Below are 15063 nucleotides of genomic sequence, written 5' to 3' on the forward strand. Positions count from 1 at the left end.
TTTAGAGTCTGCTGAACTGGTGAACTGATTTGGCTTTGGATGTGGTTGACTTTGACGTTGACACATCTTCAGTGGCACTGAATTTGTCTGACACCACCAGCCGATAGGGATTGGTAGGAACATAGAGTTCTTGGTACATCACTGCCATGCCGCCGGTTTCTATTGCGAGCAGTTCCATTTTGGCGCCGACGGCATCGGGCTGTACTTCCATAACGCGTTGCAATGCTGCGCTAAATGGCGCCATTGTCATCGACTGCTCAATGTGCGAAATGGCAACTCGGTAGTGCTTGGCCAAAAGCAGCTTGATGTTGGCACTGGCCAACTCTGCTGGCGGGCAAGTCATGAGCAAAGGGAACCGCAGCAGGTCGACATAAATTCGGCTCAGAACATTGAACTCTCGGTTGATTGAAATCTTGCGATCAATTCTCAAAACACTTTGCCCGTTTTGATTCAAAGGCGCAGACCAAGGGCCTTGCGCTTTCATGAGTTTCCTGCCAATGAGTTGAGAGTAAACAGGCAAGAAACCATGTGGCCCCACAAAACGGCAGTGCAGCGGATGCTCTAGCAAGTGTTGAGGGTGCGCCACAAAGCTGCCAGCGCCACGCCGGCGAACCACCAAGCCCTCACTCACCAGAGTGCCGAGTGCGCGCTGAATGGTGCCAATGCTGACGGGAAGCTGTTCGGCCAGCGCTGTTTCTGTGGGAAGTTTTTGTCCGGGCTTGAGCGCGCCAGACTCGATGGCTTCTACAAAGCCAGCATACAGGCCGCCGTGTTTGGGCATGCCTGCAACGGGCTGGTTTAGCTTTCTCAAAACACTCTCGCGCCATGTCATGGTCATGAGCAAAAAACCTTGTTCACATCAGAATCAAATTACTATATAGTAATTAAGGTGTTTCAATCAATGTTTTCTCGCTACGGGCAAACCCACAAGCGCTCACATATCAGTGTCGATAGGAATCCAAGTTGAAGGCGGCTCCCTTTAAATACGTGTTGGCTCAATCACTTGAGCACTGTCTCGAACTGCTGGGCGAGCACGGTGAAGACGCGCGACTTTTGGCGGGAGGGCAGAGCTTGATGCCGTCTCTGGCCCTGAGGCTGAGTGCACCCGCTTTGCTGATTGACATCAACCGTGTGCAAGAGATTTCAGAGCCGCCTCAAAGCACCACCGACGTGGTTCGACTGTCTGCACTCACGCGCCATGCCGATCTGATCACATCGCCTTTGGTCAAGGCCAGTTTGCCATTGCTGCACCGAGCAGCTCCCTGGATTGCGCACCCAGGTATTCGAAACCGTGGAACCATAGGCGGCAGCTTGGCTCTGGGTGATCCGGCTTCCGAATTGCCTGCCTGTGCCGTGGCCGCTGACGCCACTTTCATACTTCAAAGTAAGTCAAGGGGTTCTCGGCGTGTGCCAGCCCGAACTTTTTACCAAGGCATGTTTCGCAACGCCTGCGCAGCCGACGAGATGATCGTGGCTGTTGAGTTTGCGCGCATGGATGCATTGCAGACCGGTTTCAAAGAAGTGGCTCGCCGAAAAGGCGACTATGCCATGGTGGGGTTGGCGGGTCAGGCCAAGCGAAGTGGCCAACGTTTGACGAATGTTGGTTTGAGCTTTTTTGCTGTGGGCGATTACCCCGTATTGGCCGAACCCATCTGTCAGGCCATCGAAGCTGCAGATTCTGCTTCGCAGGCAATTGCCATGGCGCTTGATGTGTACGAACGCGATATGCAAGCATCGGCAGATTTGTGGTGTTCTAGCCAAGCCAAAAAATACATTGGGCGCTCAGTGCTCGAGGATGTCATTCATGACCTTTATCAGTGATCAACAGTCCGATACAGGGCTGAACATCAAGTTGCAAGTCAACGGGCAGCCCGTGCATGCTCAGGTCTCGGTACGCCAGCACTTGGGCGATTTTTTGCGCGAGTCGCAGGGCTTTAAAGGCACGCACATTGGATGCGAGCATGGGGTGTGCGGTGCCTGCACCGTGCAAGTTGATGGCCGTGCGGTGCGCAGTTGCCTCACCTTGGCAGTGCAGGCTGATGCTGCGCAAGTGTTCACCATCGAGGGGCTGTCTGACGATCCCGTGGTGCGTGCCCTGCAAGACAGCTTTGTGCGATGCCATGCCATGCAGTGCGGTTTTTGTACGGCTGGCATGCTGCTCACGGCAGCGGAGTTGTTGCAAGCTCAGCTTGAGCCAAGCCGAGACGAAGTGCGTGAATATTTATCGGGCAACTACTGTCGTTGCACGGGCTATGAGTCCATTGTCAATGCGGTGATGGATGCCGCACAAACTTTGCGAGAGGCCAGTGGTGAATAGCGCAGAACTTCCTTCTTCGCACTTGCACTTGCACTTGCACGATGGCATAGGCGCTGCAGTGCCGCGCGTTGGCGCAAAGCGCTTGGTGCAAGGTCAAGCACGCTACTGCGACGACATCGAACTGCCACGCATGGTCCATGTTTGCTTTTTGCGAAGCCCCTATGCCCATGCGCGAATTCTCTCAATTGACACCAAAGTGGCGAGTGCCATGCCAGGTGTTGTCAGTGTGCTCACCGGCGCCGACTTGAGTGCACATTGCAAGCCATTTTTAGGCGTATTGAATCACTTGCCAGGCATGGTTTCGGCTCCGCAGTGGCCCTTGGCCCATGAGACGGTACGTTGGCAGGGTGAGCCAGTGGTCATGATTGCCGCCCAGACTCGCGCACTGGCCGAAGATGCGCTTGCCATGGTGGAAGTAGACTGGGAGCCACTTGAGGCGGTAGTAGACCCTGAAGCCGCGCTGGCTCAAGACGCCACCGCCATTCACCCAGAGTTGGAAAAAGCCAACTTGGCTTATGAGGCGCGTGTAGATCGTGGTGACTACGCTGGTGAAGTAGCCCGATCGGCTTTGAGTTTGTCTCTGAGTATTTCTACTACCCGTGTCACGGCCGTCACGCTCGAGCCGCGCGGCGTGGTAGCTGATTGGGACAGTGGCCGCGAAGAATTGACGGTTTGGATGGGTACCCAAGTGCCGCACATGATGCAAAGTGTGTTGGCCACGCATTTGCGCCTTGCAGAGAATCGGGTGCGTGTGGTGGCCCTCGAAACGGGCGGTAGTTTTGGTTTGAAAATCCACACTTATCCCGACGAGTTTGCTGCTGTGATGTTGTCTAGATTGCTGGGCCGTCCAGTGAAGTTTATTGCCGACCGACTCGAATCATTCAGCAGTGATGTTCACGCCAGAGCGCACACCGCGCGGGTTGAAATTGCGGTCTCCCAAGATCATCAAATTCGAGCCTTTGGTGTCGATGGGTTGCTGGGTATTGGTGCGTATTCCAAGCATCCTCGCGGCAGCGTGAACGAGGTGCGTCACGTGGTTAATCTATTGGGCGCGCCCTATCAATTTGCAGCTTTGCACGCGCATGTGCGCGTAGCTTTTCAAAACAAAACGCCCTATGGCATGTATCGAGGTGTGGGGCACCCCATTGTTTGTCTGCTCACAGAAATGGCCGTGGAATGTGCCGCTCGCAAACTCAAGGTAGATCCGGTTGAGTTTCGTTTTCAAAATTACCGCCCCGATTCAGATTACCCAGCTGAGCTGCTGTCGGGCACCAAATTAGAAGCACTGTCGCACGAAGCTTGTTTGCGCCAATTGGTAAGCTTGATGGACTATCCTGCGCTGCGCCAAGCGCAGGCAAAAGCATTGGCCGAGGGCCGTTACCAAGGCATTGGCTTTGCCACCTTTGTCGAAAATTCAAACCATGGCTCTGCCACGTATGGCCGAGGCGGAGCGCCCATTGCTGCCAACGATGGATGCACCGTTCGACTCCAAGCAGATGGCACTGTGCTTTGCAGCAGTGGCGCCACCGATACTGGGCAAGGCACTGAAACCGCACTGACGCAAATAGTGGCTCACACCTTAGACCTGCCCCTGTTAGATGTTCGCATGCAGTTGGGTGACACAGCTGCTGCACCGGTGGGTGGTGGCAACTGGGGGTCTAGAGGCACGGGTGTGGCCGGCGAGGCAGCTTTGCAAGCCAGCCTGGCGCTCAAAGAAGAGGTACTGCGATGCGCCAGCGTTTTGTGGGAAGTTCCCCAAGATCGCATTCGCTTGCAAGACAAACAACTGCTTGATGTGCTGGGCGGCCAAGTGCTTGGTACGCTGGCGCAGCTTTGCCAGGCGGCCTATGTGCGGCCAGACTTGTTCAAGTCAGGCCCTGTTCCGCAATTGGCCGTGACCCGCTTTTATGCGCAGCGCGAATACGATGGCGGCATCTATACCAATGGTGTGCAGGCCAGCTGGGTTGAGGTTGATGTTCGCACAGGTTGTGTGCGCTTGCTCAAGCACTGGATCGTTGACGATTGCGGCGTGGTCATTAACCCTGCGCTGGCAGATGAGCAGTTGCGCGGGGCGGTAGTGCAGGGCATTGGTCAGGCTTTGTTGGAGGGTTGTCTGTACGACGATCAGGGGCAGCTGATGAACGCCACCATGGCCGAGTACCTCACGCCCATGGCTGGCGAAATGCCAGACATTTGCGTGGGCCATGTGGTCACCCCTACCCAATCTTCAGAGCTAGGGGCCAAGGGTGTGGCCGAAGCGGGAATCACTGGTGCCATTGCGGCGGTGGTCAACGCGGTCAACGACGCGCTGTTTCCGCTCAACGGACAGGTTACTGATTTGCCCGTCACCCCAGATCGTATTTTGAAAGCCATCGGCGTGATTCACTGATTTTTAAACGGAGGAGTTATGAAATTGATCCAAGTTCGCAAAAAGATTCTGAATATCGAAACCACTTACCACGAGGGGGGTGAAGCTGCGCAAACCCCACTGCAAATTGGTGTGATTGCCGTGGTGGTCAACAATCCATTTGCAGGGCGATTTGCCGATGCCAATGAGTTGGCCGAGTTTGTCAAACAAGGCCGCAACTTGGCCAATGAAATGGTGCCGGAGTTGGTGGCCGCTTTGGGCGGCGCAAGCAACATTGAGACCTACGGCAAAGGCGCTATTGTGGGTGTCAATGGCGAACTCGAGCATGGCGCCACTTGGCATGAGGCGGGTGGTTGGGCCATGCGGGCCGTCTTGACCAACGCCAAGTCGATTGTGCCAGCCAGCAAATTTGTGGGCTCGGCGGGTAGCCGTTTGCATGTTCCCCTGCATCACATCGAGGCCTGCTATGTGCGCAGCCACTTCAATACCGCCGAGGTCAGTGTGTCCGATTCACCGCGGCCCAATGAGTTGCTTTTTGCACTGGCCATGTCTACCGGTCCTCGCGTTCATGAGCGCTTAGGTGGTTTGCGTGTCGAGCAGATTTCTGTGGGCGATGGTCAGCGATGAAACGACTTCTGCAGACAACCAGAGTGTGAACTTATGAGAATTTTGATTTATGGCGCGGGCGCCATTGGCAGTGACTTGGGTGCTTTGCTCAGCGCCAGCGGAGAGGACGTTCAACTGTTGGCACGCGGTGCGCAGTTGGCGGCCTTGCAAGCCAATGGGGTGACTGTGGAGTACCAAGGTCAGCCAAGTGTTCAGGTGCCAGTTAAAGCGCTTTCTGCTGAAGAATCCAGTGGACGCTTTGATCTGATTTTTGTCACACTCAAGTCTACTCAACTGGCTGCCGCTGCAAAGTCCATCGTTTCTCTCCTGGCACCCGACGGTGTGATGGTGATGATTCAAAACGGATTGCCGTGGTGGTACTTTGATGGCGTTGAATCAGCTCACCAAGGCGCACGTTTGTCTTGCCTAGATCCTGATGGCGTGCTTCAGCGGGAGATGCCCTTGAGTCAAGTGCTAGGCGCCGTGATCTACCGGCCTGTGACTCAAACAGCACCAGGAAAAATCTTTTTGCCCAAAGTCATGCCACCGAAACTGCAGATTGGCGAAGTTGACAATCAGCTTTCGAAGCGGCTACAAAGCATTGCCGATTTGGTCAGTCGCGCAGGTTTACCCACAGAAGCGACGCAAGATATCAGGCGCGCCAAGTGGCAGAAATTGATGATGAACCTGATTTGGAATCCCTTGTGCTCAATCACTCAGTCGTCGCCAGGCTATATCGTTCAAAGCGCATTGGCTGCCGACATTGTGGGTTTGATGATGCTCGAAGGAAGTGCTGTGGCTCGCAGCGTTGGCATTGATTTGAAGGTTGATCCGCTGGCCGAGTTAGAGCGTGTACGACACAACTTGGCACAAACACCCTCGATGCTTCAAGACGTTCGTGCGGGACGACCGATCGAGTTTGATGCCATCATGAATGTGGTTGTAGAAATGGCCCAGCTCACAGGGGTAGCTGTGCCTACGCTGAAGTCTGTTGCTGCCATGCTGGATGTGCTGAATGCAGGGGTCATTCGCCAAGGAAAGGGCATTGGCTTTTTGAACAGTTAATAATTGGGGTCAGATCAACATTAATTTCCAATCTGTGAGGGCTGAAGGCAAGGGGGGCTGAACGATTTCTGGTACTCCAGTATGAGGAAGCCCCCCTTGCCTTCAGCCCTCACGGATTGACCAAATTAATGTTGATCTGACCCCAATTATTTTTTTGGAGAAGTTTGTGGCGATGTCCAAACGTTTGATTTTTTGCTTGCGTTCTGCCGTTGGTATGGGCGCTCTTCTGTGTGCATTTTTTGTAAAGGCTCAGCCCGTGAATTCAGCGCTCATCGATCCCCATTTATGGCTAGAAGAAGTGCAGGGCGAGAAGGCCTTGGCATGGGTGCGTGAGCGCAATGCAGTTTCGACGGCTCAATTGCAAGCCGTGCCGGTGTTTGCAGAAAACCGCGCCAAAGTACTCGGTGTGCTCAACAACCGCGATCAAATTCCAGGCATCACACGTCGGGGTGATTACTTTTACAACTACTGGCGAGATGCCAAGAATCCGCGGGGAATCTGGCGTCGCACCACGCTGGATGAATATCGCAAAGCCGAGTCAAAATGGGACGTGCTCTTAGACCTCGATGCACTAGGGAAAGCAGAAAAAGAAAACTGGGTGTGGGGCGGCTCAGACTGTTTGGCGCCTGAATACAACCGCTGTTTGATTTACTTGTCGCGTGGCGGTGCAGATGCCAAGGTATCGCGTGAGTTTGACATCGGCAAACGAGAGTTTGTGAAAGATGGCTTTAACTTGCCAGAGGCCAAATCGCAGCTCGATTGGGTGGACATCAACACCTTGTATGTGGGCACCGATTTTGGACCTGGCAGCATGACGCAAAGCGGCTATGCCAGAATCATCAAGCGCTGGACGCGCGGTACGCCGCTGGCCCAAGCTGAGCTAGTTTATGAGGGCAAAGAAAGTGATGTGGCCGCGTTTGCCACCGTTGACAAAACGCCCGGATTTGAGCGCATCACCTTTGGGCGATCAACAGACTTTTACAACAACGAGATCAATCTGTTGGTTGAAGGCAAGCTGGTCAAGATTGACAAGCCCAGCGACGCAACATTGTCTTGGCGGCGCGAATGGGCTTTTTTGTTGTTGAAAAGTGATTTAAAAGTTGCAAACAATACATTCAAATCAGGGAGCTTGCTGGCCATTCGATTTGATGCTTTGATGAAAGGTGAGCGTAACTTTGAGGTGTTGTTTGAGCCCACAGCAACGCGCTCATTGTCGCGAGGCGGTCCTACTATTACGCGCGATTTTGTGTTGCTCAACATCATGGACAACGTTGCCAGCCGCATTGAAGAGCTCCAATTCCTTGGTGGCAAATGGCAACGCCGCGAAGTGAAAGCGCCATTTCCGGGCGCATTGGGTGCAGCGGGCATGCACGATCCTTTTGTCAAAGATGATCCGCTGGCCAACCACTACAGCATGTCGTACCTCGACTTTTTAACGCCGGCCAGTTTGTTCTTGGCCAAGGCTGGCAGCGATGAACGCGAGTTACTCAAGCGCAACCCGACTTTTTTTGACAACACAGGAATGCGCACGGAACAACGCTTTGCCACATCAAAAGACGGCACCAAAGTGCCTTACTTTGTGGTGTATCCCAAAGGCGCAAAAACCGATGGCACCAACCCAACCGTGTTGTACGGCTATGGGGGCTTTCAAATTTCAATGACACCTTTTTACAGCGGTGGTTGGGGCACCACATGGCTCCAGCGCGGCGGTGTTTTTGTGGTGGCCAACATACGCGGTGGCGGTGAGTTCGGTCCTTCTTGGCATCAAAGCGCCGTGAAGCAGAACAAGCAAAAAAGTTATGACGACTTTGCTGCTGTGGCCGAAGATTTGATCAAAGCTGGCATTACCAAGCCACAGCACTTAGGCATCATGGGCGGTAGCAATGGTGGCTTGTTGGTGGGCGCAGTGATGGTGCAAAGGCCAGAGTTGTTTGGTGCTGTGGTGTGCAGTGTGCCCTTGCTCGATATGCAGCGCTATCACAAGCTATTGGCCGGCAACAGTTGGATGGCTGAGTATGGCAACCCTGACAAAGCCGATGAGTGGGCTTACATCAGCAAGTACAGTCCTTATCAAAATGTCAAAAAAGGCGTGAAGTACCCCAAGGTGCTGTTTGCCACCTCAACGCGCGATGACCGTGTTCATCCTGGGCATGCCCGCAAAATGGCAGCTCGGATGTTGGAGCAAGGCCATGATGTTCTTTATTTCGAGAACATAGAGGGTGGGCATGGCGGCGCTGCCAACAATGAGCAGCGTGCCAATTTGGTGGCGTTAGAGAATACGTTTATGTGGGTTAGTTTGGGCGGACTATGATTAAAGGCGCATGTCCAATGACAGGTTCAGCTGTGGCTTGGCATAGCGGTCAGTGCGTAGGTAATCGCCGTTGGCGTACTGCGAGAAGTTGACCCCGTTGGGTGGGCCAAATTGCTGAACGCCTGCGCTGGCTGCGGCTCTGAAAGACATGGTGGGACTCAAGAACATCAATGCAAACACGTCGACGCTTCGAGCTGATGAGCGTTTGAGAACCAGGTCTTCAGTCTGGCGGGTGTCATAGCCAGGCGTATAGTTGAAGTTGCCGCCAATGCTCAAAGGCAAACCCGTAATCCGTTGATCAAAACCAAAGTTGGCAGACCAAGGCTGTTGGCCATCCAAGCGATTGTTGGGTCCATTCAGGGCGGCAATGCTTGAGTTGTAAATGCTCAGTGAAGTCCGAATATTCAAAGCCTTGGCAGTGCCCAGCAATTTGGGCATCAAATCGGAAGCGCGGCCGCGCAACTCAAACTCAAGCCCACTGGTAACGGCGTCTGAAAAGTTTTGTGGCTGCGAGATCCAACGCGGTGCATTGGCCCAGTTCACTGTGCGCAACTCAGTCACATTCCTCACCACATTGGTGAGGTTGCGATGAAATATGCCGACGCTGAAGATGCCGTCATTGGTTAAATAATTTTCATAAGCGATGTCAATGCCTGTTGCGAGTTCTGGTGTGAGGGCAGGGTTGCCCATGCGATCGGGGGCCAGCGGCGTATTGGTAAGGTTGGTGTTGGTGTATGCCCCGTTGATCTGGGGCCTGGCCAGCAATGTGTTAAGGCCTGGCGCTTTGTAGCTTCGTGTCAAGCTGGCACGAATCATGTCCCGACTTTTGGGGTTGAACTTGTAGGTTACATGGGCCAGCGGCGACAACACACTGCTTTCATTGCGAACTGGAGATGCTGTAGTGGCGCTTTCAGAAATAATGCGCTCATTGCGCAAACCCAAATAGAGTTGCCACTGGGGTGAAATTTCCCACTCGTCTTGAATGTAAAAAGCTTGTCTGCGCACTTGCGCTTCAAAGGGTTGACCTTCAAAGCTTGGCAGCAAAGCATTGCCAGCCGCATCCTTGGTGGTTCGGCGTTCCAGACGATCTCTGTTTTCTAGATCCCATCCCGCAGTCAATGAGTGCGAGCTGCCCAGCAGGTGGCTGTACTTGCCAGACTGCGTGATGGCATCGTCTTGGTTGCTGCCCACGGTGTTGAGCTGCAAAGCGCCTGAGCGCAAGTTGCGCGAGTCAAAAGCAGAGCGTCCTTGCTGAAAGCCCGCCTTGATTTCAATGCGTTGGTCTGGGCTGAAACGATTGACCCAAGTTAAATTGCCGCGTCGATTTTCCCAATAACCATCTTGGATGGAATTGTCGTCAAAAACGGGATTGCCAGAAATGGTGCGGTTGAGAAAATCGTTGCGGAAGTTCCAGTAGCCTTTTTGGAAAAATGTGGCAATGGAGAGGGTTTGTTCATCGCTGAACTTGAAGTTAAAACGCGGAGCAATGTTGTAGCCCCAGCCCCATGAAGTGGCAGTGCCTATTTGTTCAGAAACGGCAGTCTTTCCATCAGTGCCTTCCATTTGACGGTCTATGGTGGTGCGAGTCTGGCGGTCCCACTCAAACAGCGAAACCGGCAGAGACATGTTGAAAGGACCTTTCGATTCGCTGATCGAATAGTTGATGTTGGCCATGGGCCTGTCGCGGCCGTTGCTAACACCAAGGCGCAAGCTTTGTTGTGAACTGCGCGGGGCTTCTTTCAAAATGATGTTGATCGTTCCAGCCACGGCTTGTGCACTTTGATCTGCTGTAGGTGCGCGAAGAACTTCAATGCGCTCAATCTGGGAGGGGCTGAGTTGGTCAAGGTTAAAGCCTTGAGGTGCGGGATCGCCATTGATCAGAATTTGAGTGTAGCCAGCACCCAGGCCACGCATGCGGGGGCCACCCGAGCTGACATTTACCCCTGGCAGGCGGCGCATCACGTCGAGCGCGTTGGTGTCTCCAAAACGATCGAGTTCTTCGCGACCATAAATCTGTTTGGCCACACTGGCCGCACGCCTGAGTTCGGTAGAGCCTTGCCGGCCCACAATCTCAACGCGTTGGATGACGCTGGTTTGTGGGGCAGTGGTGGTTTCAGTTTGGCCACCAACGCTACTGTCTTGGGCCCAAACGCTCATTGGCGCTGTCAGCGCAGCCAGTGCCATCCATGTAACGGGCTGACGCGGGATCATGCCAACAGGTTCACGCCTAATGGCATGGATGGATAAGCTTTTCATGGAATGGGACTTTTAAAAATGTATTGAAATAGTTCTTATTTTCGCAACTGAACAGGGCTTCGCAAGCCAGTATTTGGGATTTGAAAATAGTCAGAACAGGTATTATGCAAATTATTGCAAATCTAATCACTAAATAATGAAATTTATAAAGTTCAATTTTTGTTTTGTCGGTTTTTGCTTGTCTTTTGCTGTCTTTGCCCAATCGAACAAGGCCTTTCACTTTGCCGGCATTGATGTTCCCCCGCCATTGGCAGCACAAAATGTTCAAGATGTTTATTGGGGTGTGGCTGTCAATGATCCATATAGATTTCTAGAGCAAGTCAAAGATCCTGCGGTCGTGAATTGGATGAAAGGGCAGGCAGAAGCAACAGAGTCTATTTTGAAGCAAATTCCCGGAAGAGCTTCCATCTTGGCGTCTCTGAAGGAGAAAGACTCAGTGGGCGGTTCGGTGATTTCGGCTATTACCCGAACCGAATCGGGGCGCTGGTTTTATTTGAAACGCGAGCAAGGGCAATCTCAAGCGAAGCTGGTTTGGCGAGATGGGGTGGCTGGTGAAGAGCGGCTTTTGGTTGATCCAGTAGCAGTGACCAAAGAAAAAGGCAGGCCGCATGCCATTCAAAGTTTCCATCCTTCACCCGATGGCAAATTGCTGGCCTACGGCATGCATGCATCAGGTTCTGAAATTGGCCACATGCATGTGATTGAAGTGGCAACGAGCAAGTCGCTATTGCCGCCCATCGATCGGGTTCGATTTGCGGGTGCCAGTTGGCGCAAAAATGGATCTGGCTTGTTTTTTTCACGTTTGCGTCCAGGTTTTGAGTCTATGCGGTCGACAGAGCGATTTGCAGACACTGGGCGTTATTACTTGGATTTGAATCAGACCAATCCAGACAAGCTGATCTTCAGTGCTTCGATGTATGCCGAACTCAAGCTGCCAAGCTTTGCGACAGGTTATGTACAAGAGCTGCCTGGCACCGATTTGGCGGGCATGGTGGTTAACTTTGGGGTTGACAGGCGCTTGGCCATGTACGTGGCCAACTTGGACGACGTGATGAACGGCAAGGCCAAGTGGCGCGAGGTTTTCAACCAATCGGCCGATATTCGCGAAGTTGACATGGGGCATGGCAATGTCTACTTGCGCAGTGCACTCGACGCGCCTCGTTTCAAAATTTTGAAACTCAAATTGACACAGCTTGATTTGAAATCTGCTGAAACTTTGTTGCCAGAGTCTGAAGGCGTGCTGCGCGCCATGACGGTCAGCCAAGACAGCCTGATTGTTACGCGAAGAGAAGGTGTGAACACGGCATTGCTTCGATTGCCTGTGGCTTCTATCAATGGTTTGGGGAGTTCAAGCTCAAGTTCAAGCGCTAACAAAATAGATGTCCAAAAAGTGTCCTTGCCTTTAGAGGGCAATGTCACTGTGGTGGGCAGCATTGATCATCCCGATTTGATTGTGGCCGTGAGCAGTTGGACGCAATCTTTGCGTCGCTATGTCTTTACGCCAACGGCTTCAAGCAACTCAAATGCCGGTCAGTTTGTTCGTTTGAACTTAGCGCCGCCTGTAGAGCCTGTGCAAAGGGCCGAAATAGTGGCCCGTGAAGTGATGGTGCCCAGCCACGATGGGGTGAGAGTGCCGGTCTCCATCATCATGCGCAAGGATGCAGTTCTAAATGGCAAGAACCCCACCATTTTGTATGGCTATGGTGCTTATGGGACCACTGAAGAGCCAGCCCGAAGCAATGGTGTGATGGCGTGGGTGGAGCGCGGCGGTATTTATGTTTATGCACACGTGCGCGGGGGTGGCGCGCTGGGCAGTCAGTGGCACGAAGCAGGTCACAAAACCACCAAGTTCAATACTTGGAAAGATGGTATTGCTGCGGCCGAATGGCTGATTGCCAATGGCTATACCAGTGCGGCAAAGTTGGGTATTTATGGTGGCAGTGCGGGAGGTATTTTTGTAGGCCGCGCCATCACTGAACGTCCTGATTTGTTTGCTGTGGCAGTACCTTCTGTGCCCGTGTTGGACATGGTTCGTTCTGAGCAGCGTGCCAATGGCGTGGCCAATATTCCTGAATATGGCACCGTGAAAGTGGAGCCTGAGTTTCACGCACTTTTGCGAAACAGTTCTTACCACGCAGTGAAAGAGGGCGTGCGCTATCCTGCCACCATGCTGATGCACGGCGTGAACGATTCCCGTGTGGATGTTTGGCAAAGCTTGAAATTTGCGTCGCAATTGGCCAATGCGCAAAAGGGCGCTCAGCCTGTGTTGCTGCGCTTAGATTATGAAGCCGGTCATGGGTCGGGATCTAGCGCTGAACAGGCGATGCAACGCACTGCTGAGTTCCAAGCATTCATGCTTTGGCAGATGGGTGAATCAGGATTTCAACCGGAACGCAAGTGAGACGTTACAAATTTTTCTTGCTACTTTTGTTGTTGGGTCTGACGGGGTGTGCAAGTCAAACGCGCAATATGGCCGAAAGCATCAATCCAAGTACGCCGCAATTCAGGGAACCGGCTTGTCAGCGTTCGTTTGCATTGGCGCCGCTGCATGATGAGATCAAGTTGGCGCGGACCATTGCAACGCCTTCATTGTTGTTGCTTACAGGAGGTGGCTATTTGTTGCCATTGTTGGGGTTGAACATGGGCTTGGATGCAATCGATCACTACGATGCTTCTTATGTATCAAAGGTGTGTGGAGGCATGGCAACCCCGAGTCGAAATATTTTGGAGAAAGTGTTGTTGGGCGCGGGGTTTAGTTTGTTCACTGGGAATATGAAGGTGTGGTCGCAGTAGTTTTTTGTCTTTGAAATTTGCTGTGCTCGCTGCGGAAGGTTGCATTGGGCAGGATCCTCATACTGGAGTACCAGAAATCGTCACCTGTCCAATGCAACCTCCCACAGACTGCGAACAGTATTCAATTTTTTTGAGAGATTTGCACCCTGCAATCAATTTTGCTTTAGTGGAGTTGTTCACCTGAACTAAGTTGCAAAGCATGGGTGAGGGGGCTGACGATTTCTGGTACTCCAGTATGAGGAAGCCCCCTCACCCATGCTTTGCAACGTTCCCACTCAAAGAAACCAAAAATTAATGTTGATCTGACCCCATTTAAAGCTTCACAACTTGAAGGGACTTAGAGAGGCACTCAACTTCGATGCGAGTTGCAAAACCCAGTGTTTCGCCATCTGCCGCTACGGGTACCAATGTGGTGCAGTGGAGGGTGGCGTTTGAAAAAGCATGGCACTGAATGCGGGGGTGACCCAGATGCTTGCCAATTAAAAGGCGTGGCAGCATGAGCAGAGTTTGCAAACGGTTGAACGTGCCGCCCACGAGCAAGTTGAGTTGACCGTCATTGATGTTGGCATGGGGTACGGCGGGCATACCGCCGCCATAAGTTGGGGTGTTGAGAGAAGACGCTAGCAAGCTTTGCCCCTCGAAGACCTGTTCACCATGGATTTCAATTTTCAGTGGCCAGTTCTTCAAATTGACCAACTCACGCAAAGTGGCAAGCAAGTAACGGGGCAGACCTCTTAGAAATTTAGGCCCTGCCAATGCGCGGTTGCCAACCGAAGCATCAAAGCCAACCGCTAAACTTGAATGAAAAAAAGTAGTTGTATTCTGGTCTAGCACAGCACGACCTATATCGATGGCGCTAACTTGACCTTCAAGTGCATAGGCCAATGCTTGTTGCCAGGTCATGCGATGCAAACCCCATGCGCGTGCGCAATCGTTGCCGCTACCGTATGGCACCAGACCGACTGAATGTCTGCCTTGTAACAAACCGGGCAGCATTTGATTCAAGGTGCCGTCGCCACCTATAAGCACAACGCGTGTTTTGGGCGGCAACTGAGACAGAAGCTCGAGCGCCTTCTCAATGCTGTCGGGAACCACAATTTGGGGCGAATCATTTTGCGGTGGCAGTGCATGGCACCATGCCTGCACGTGGCTGATAAGTTGCTGTGCCCGACCCCCAGCCGCATGAGGGTTGATCAAAATGAGTGCAGTCATGTGCGCGAGCAAACCCTGTTCTAGGAAATTACGCAAGGACAAAGACCCTGCTGTAAACGCAGCTTAGTAATAACCCGAATACGCAGGTCTTTAGAATGAATAATATTGTTAAATAAGATTTTATTGGGAATTCCG

At 52.7% G+C, this 15063-nt stretch carries 11 protein-coding genes; 8 read left to right on the forward strand and 3 right to left on the reverse strand.

All coding sequences use genetic code 11. The features are described from left to right. Position 1: 1 nt before the first annotated feature. Positions 2-838 carry a GntR family transcriptional regulator gene (locus B9Z32_RS08645; RefSeq protein WP_108420815.1) on the reverse strand — a complete coding sequence of 279 codons (837 nt, stop codon included), beginning with the start codon at positions 836-838 and terminating at the stop codon, positions 2-4. 149 nt (positions 839-987) lie between these two features. Between B9Z32_RS08645 and B9Z32_RS08650 the strand changes: the two genes are divergently transcribed. From B9Z32_RS08650 to B9Z32_RS08675, 6 genes are all read left to right on the forward strand, one after another. Next, a complete protein-coding gene (locus B9Z32_RS08650; protein WP_158268195.1) occupies positions 988-1821 on the forward strand; it encodes a xanthine dehydrogenase family protein subunit M in 834 nt (277 codons plus the stop codon). Next, complete coding sequence (locus B9Z32_RS08655) at positions 1814-2317, forward strand: (2Fe-2S)-binding protein (protein WP_369909834.1); 504 nt, start codon at positions 1814-1816, stop codon at positions 2315-2317. Before B9Z32_RS08650 ends, B9Z32_RS08655 begins: the two co-directional genes overlap by 8 nt. Next, positions 2310-4706: a xanthine dehydrogenase family protein molybdopterin-binding subunit gene (locus B9Z32_RS08660; protein WP_199219963.1), complete on the forward strand. Its 2397-nt coding sequence runs from the start codon at positions 2310-2312 to the stop codon at positions 4704-4706. The genes B9Z32_RS08655 and B9Z32_RS08660 overlap by 8 nt, the downstream gene beginning before the upstream one ends. Before the next feature lie 18 nt (positions 4707-4724). Continuing rightward, positions 4725-5312 carry an amino acid synthesis family protein gene (locus tag B9Z32_RS08665; protein ID WP_108420819.1) on the forward strand — a complete coding sequence of 196 codons (588 nt, stop codon included), beginning with the start codon at positions 4725-4727 and terminating at the stop codon, positions 5310-5312. 33 nt (positions 5313-5345) lie between these two features. After that, positions 5346-6356, forward strand: a complete 1011-nt coding sequence (locus B9Z32_RS08670; RefSeq protein WP_108420820.1) for a ketopantoate reductase family protein — start codon at positions 5346-5348, stop codon at positions 6354-6356. Between the two features lie 172 nt (positions 6357-6528). Continuing rightward, on the forward strand, positions 6529-8667 hold the full coding sequence (locus tag B9Z32_RS08675) for a prolyl oligopeptidase family protein (protein ID WP_233248148.1): 2139 nt from the start codon (positions 6529-6531) through the stop codon (positions 8665-8667). Here the strand turns inward: B9Z32_RS08675 and B9Z32_RS08680 are convergent, their stop codons facing one another. After that, a complete protein-coding gene (locus B9Z32_RS08680) occupies positions 8668-10923 on the reverse strand; it encodes a TonB-dependent siderophore receptor (protein WP_108420821.1) in 2256 nt (751 codons plus the stop codon). It lies immediately after the preceding gene. A 178-nt stretch (positions 10924-11101) separates the two neighbouring features. Between B9Z32_RS08680 and B9Z32_RS08685 the strand changes: the two genes are divergently transcribed. Beyond that, entirely contained in the window at positions 11102-13324 is a 2223-nt protein-coding gene (locus tag B9Z32_RS08685; RefSeq protein ID WP_158268196.1) for a prolyl oligopeptidase family serine peptidase, read from the forward strand. After that, positions 13321-13716, forward strand: coding sequence for a hypothetical protein (locus B9Z32_RS08690; RefSeq protein WP_108420823.1), 396 nt, complete (start codon positions 13321-13323; stop codon positions 13714-13716). The genes B9Z32_RS08685 and B9Z32_RS08690 overlap by 4 nt, the downstream gene beginning before the upstream one ends. Positions 13717-14028: 312 nt before the next feature. On the opposite strand, the gene B9Z32_RS08695 is transcribed toward B9Z32_RS08690, so the two are convergent. Continuing rightward, positions 14029-14928 (reverse strand): diacylglycerol kinase family protein, encoded by a 900-nt coding sequence (locus B9Z32_RS08695; RefSeq protein WP_108420824.1) that lies wholly within the window; start codon positions 14926-14928, stop codon positions 14029-14031. Positions 14929-15063 lie beyond the last annotated feature (135 nt).

The organism is Limnohabitans sp. MMS-10A-178, from assembly GCF_003063375.1.
Taxonomy (GTDB): Bacteria; Pseudomonadota; Gammaproteobacteria; order Burkholderiales; family Burkholderiaceae_C; genus Limnohabitans_A.

Excerpts from the sequence above, each read along its gene's own strand:
- B9Z32_RS08675 (WP_233248148.1), top strand. The coding sequence starts at position 6,529 with ATGTCCAAACGTTTGATTTTTTGCTTGCGTTCTGCCGTTGGTATGGGC.
- B9Z32_RS08665 (WP_108420819.1), top strand. The coding sequence starts at position 4,725 with ATGAAATTGATCCAAGTTCGCAAAAAGATTCTGAATATCGAAACCACT.
- B9Z32_RS08695 (WP_108420824.1), bottom strand. The coding sequence starts at position 14,928 with ATGACTGCACTCATTTTGATCAACCCTCATGCGGCTGGGGGTCGGGCA.
- B9Z32_RS08670 (WP_108420820.1), top strand. The coding sequence starts at position 5,346 with ATGAGAATTTTGATTTATGGCGCGGGCGCCATTGGCAGTGACTTGGGT.
- B9Z32_RS08645 (WP_108420815.1), bottom strand. The coding sequence starts at position 838 with ATGACCATGACATGGCGCGAGAGTGTTTTGAGAAAGCTAAACCAGCCC.
- B9Z32_RS08680 (WP_108420821.1), bottom strand. The coding sequence starts at position 10,923 with ATGAAAAGCTTATCCATCCATGCCATTAGGCGTGAACCTGTTGGCATG.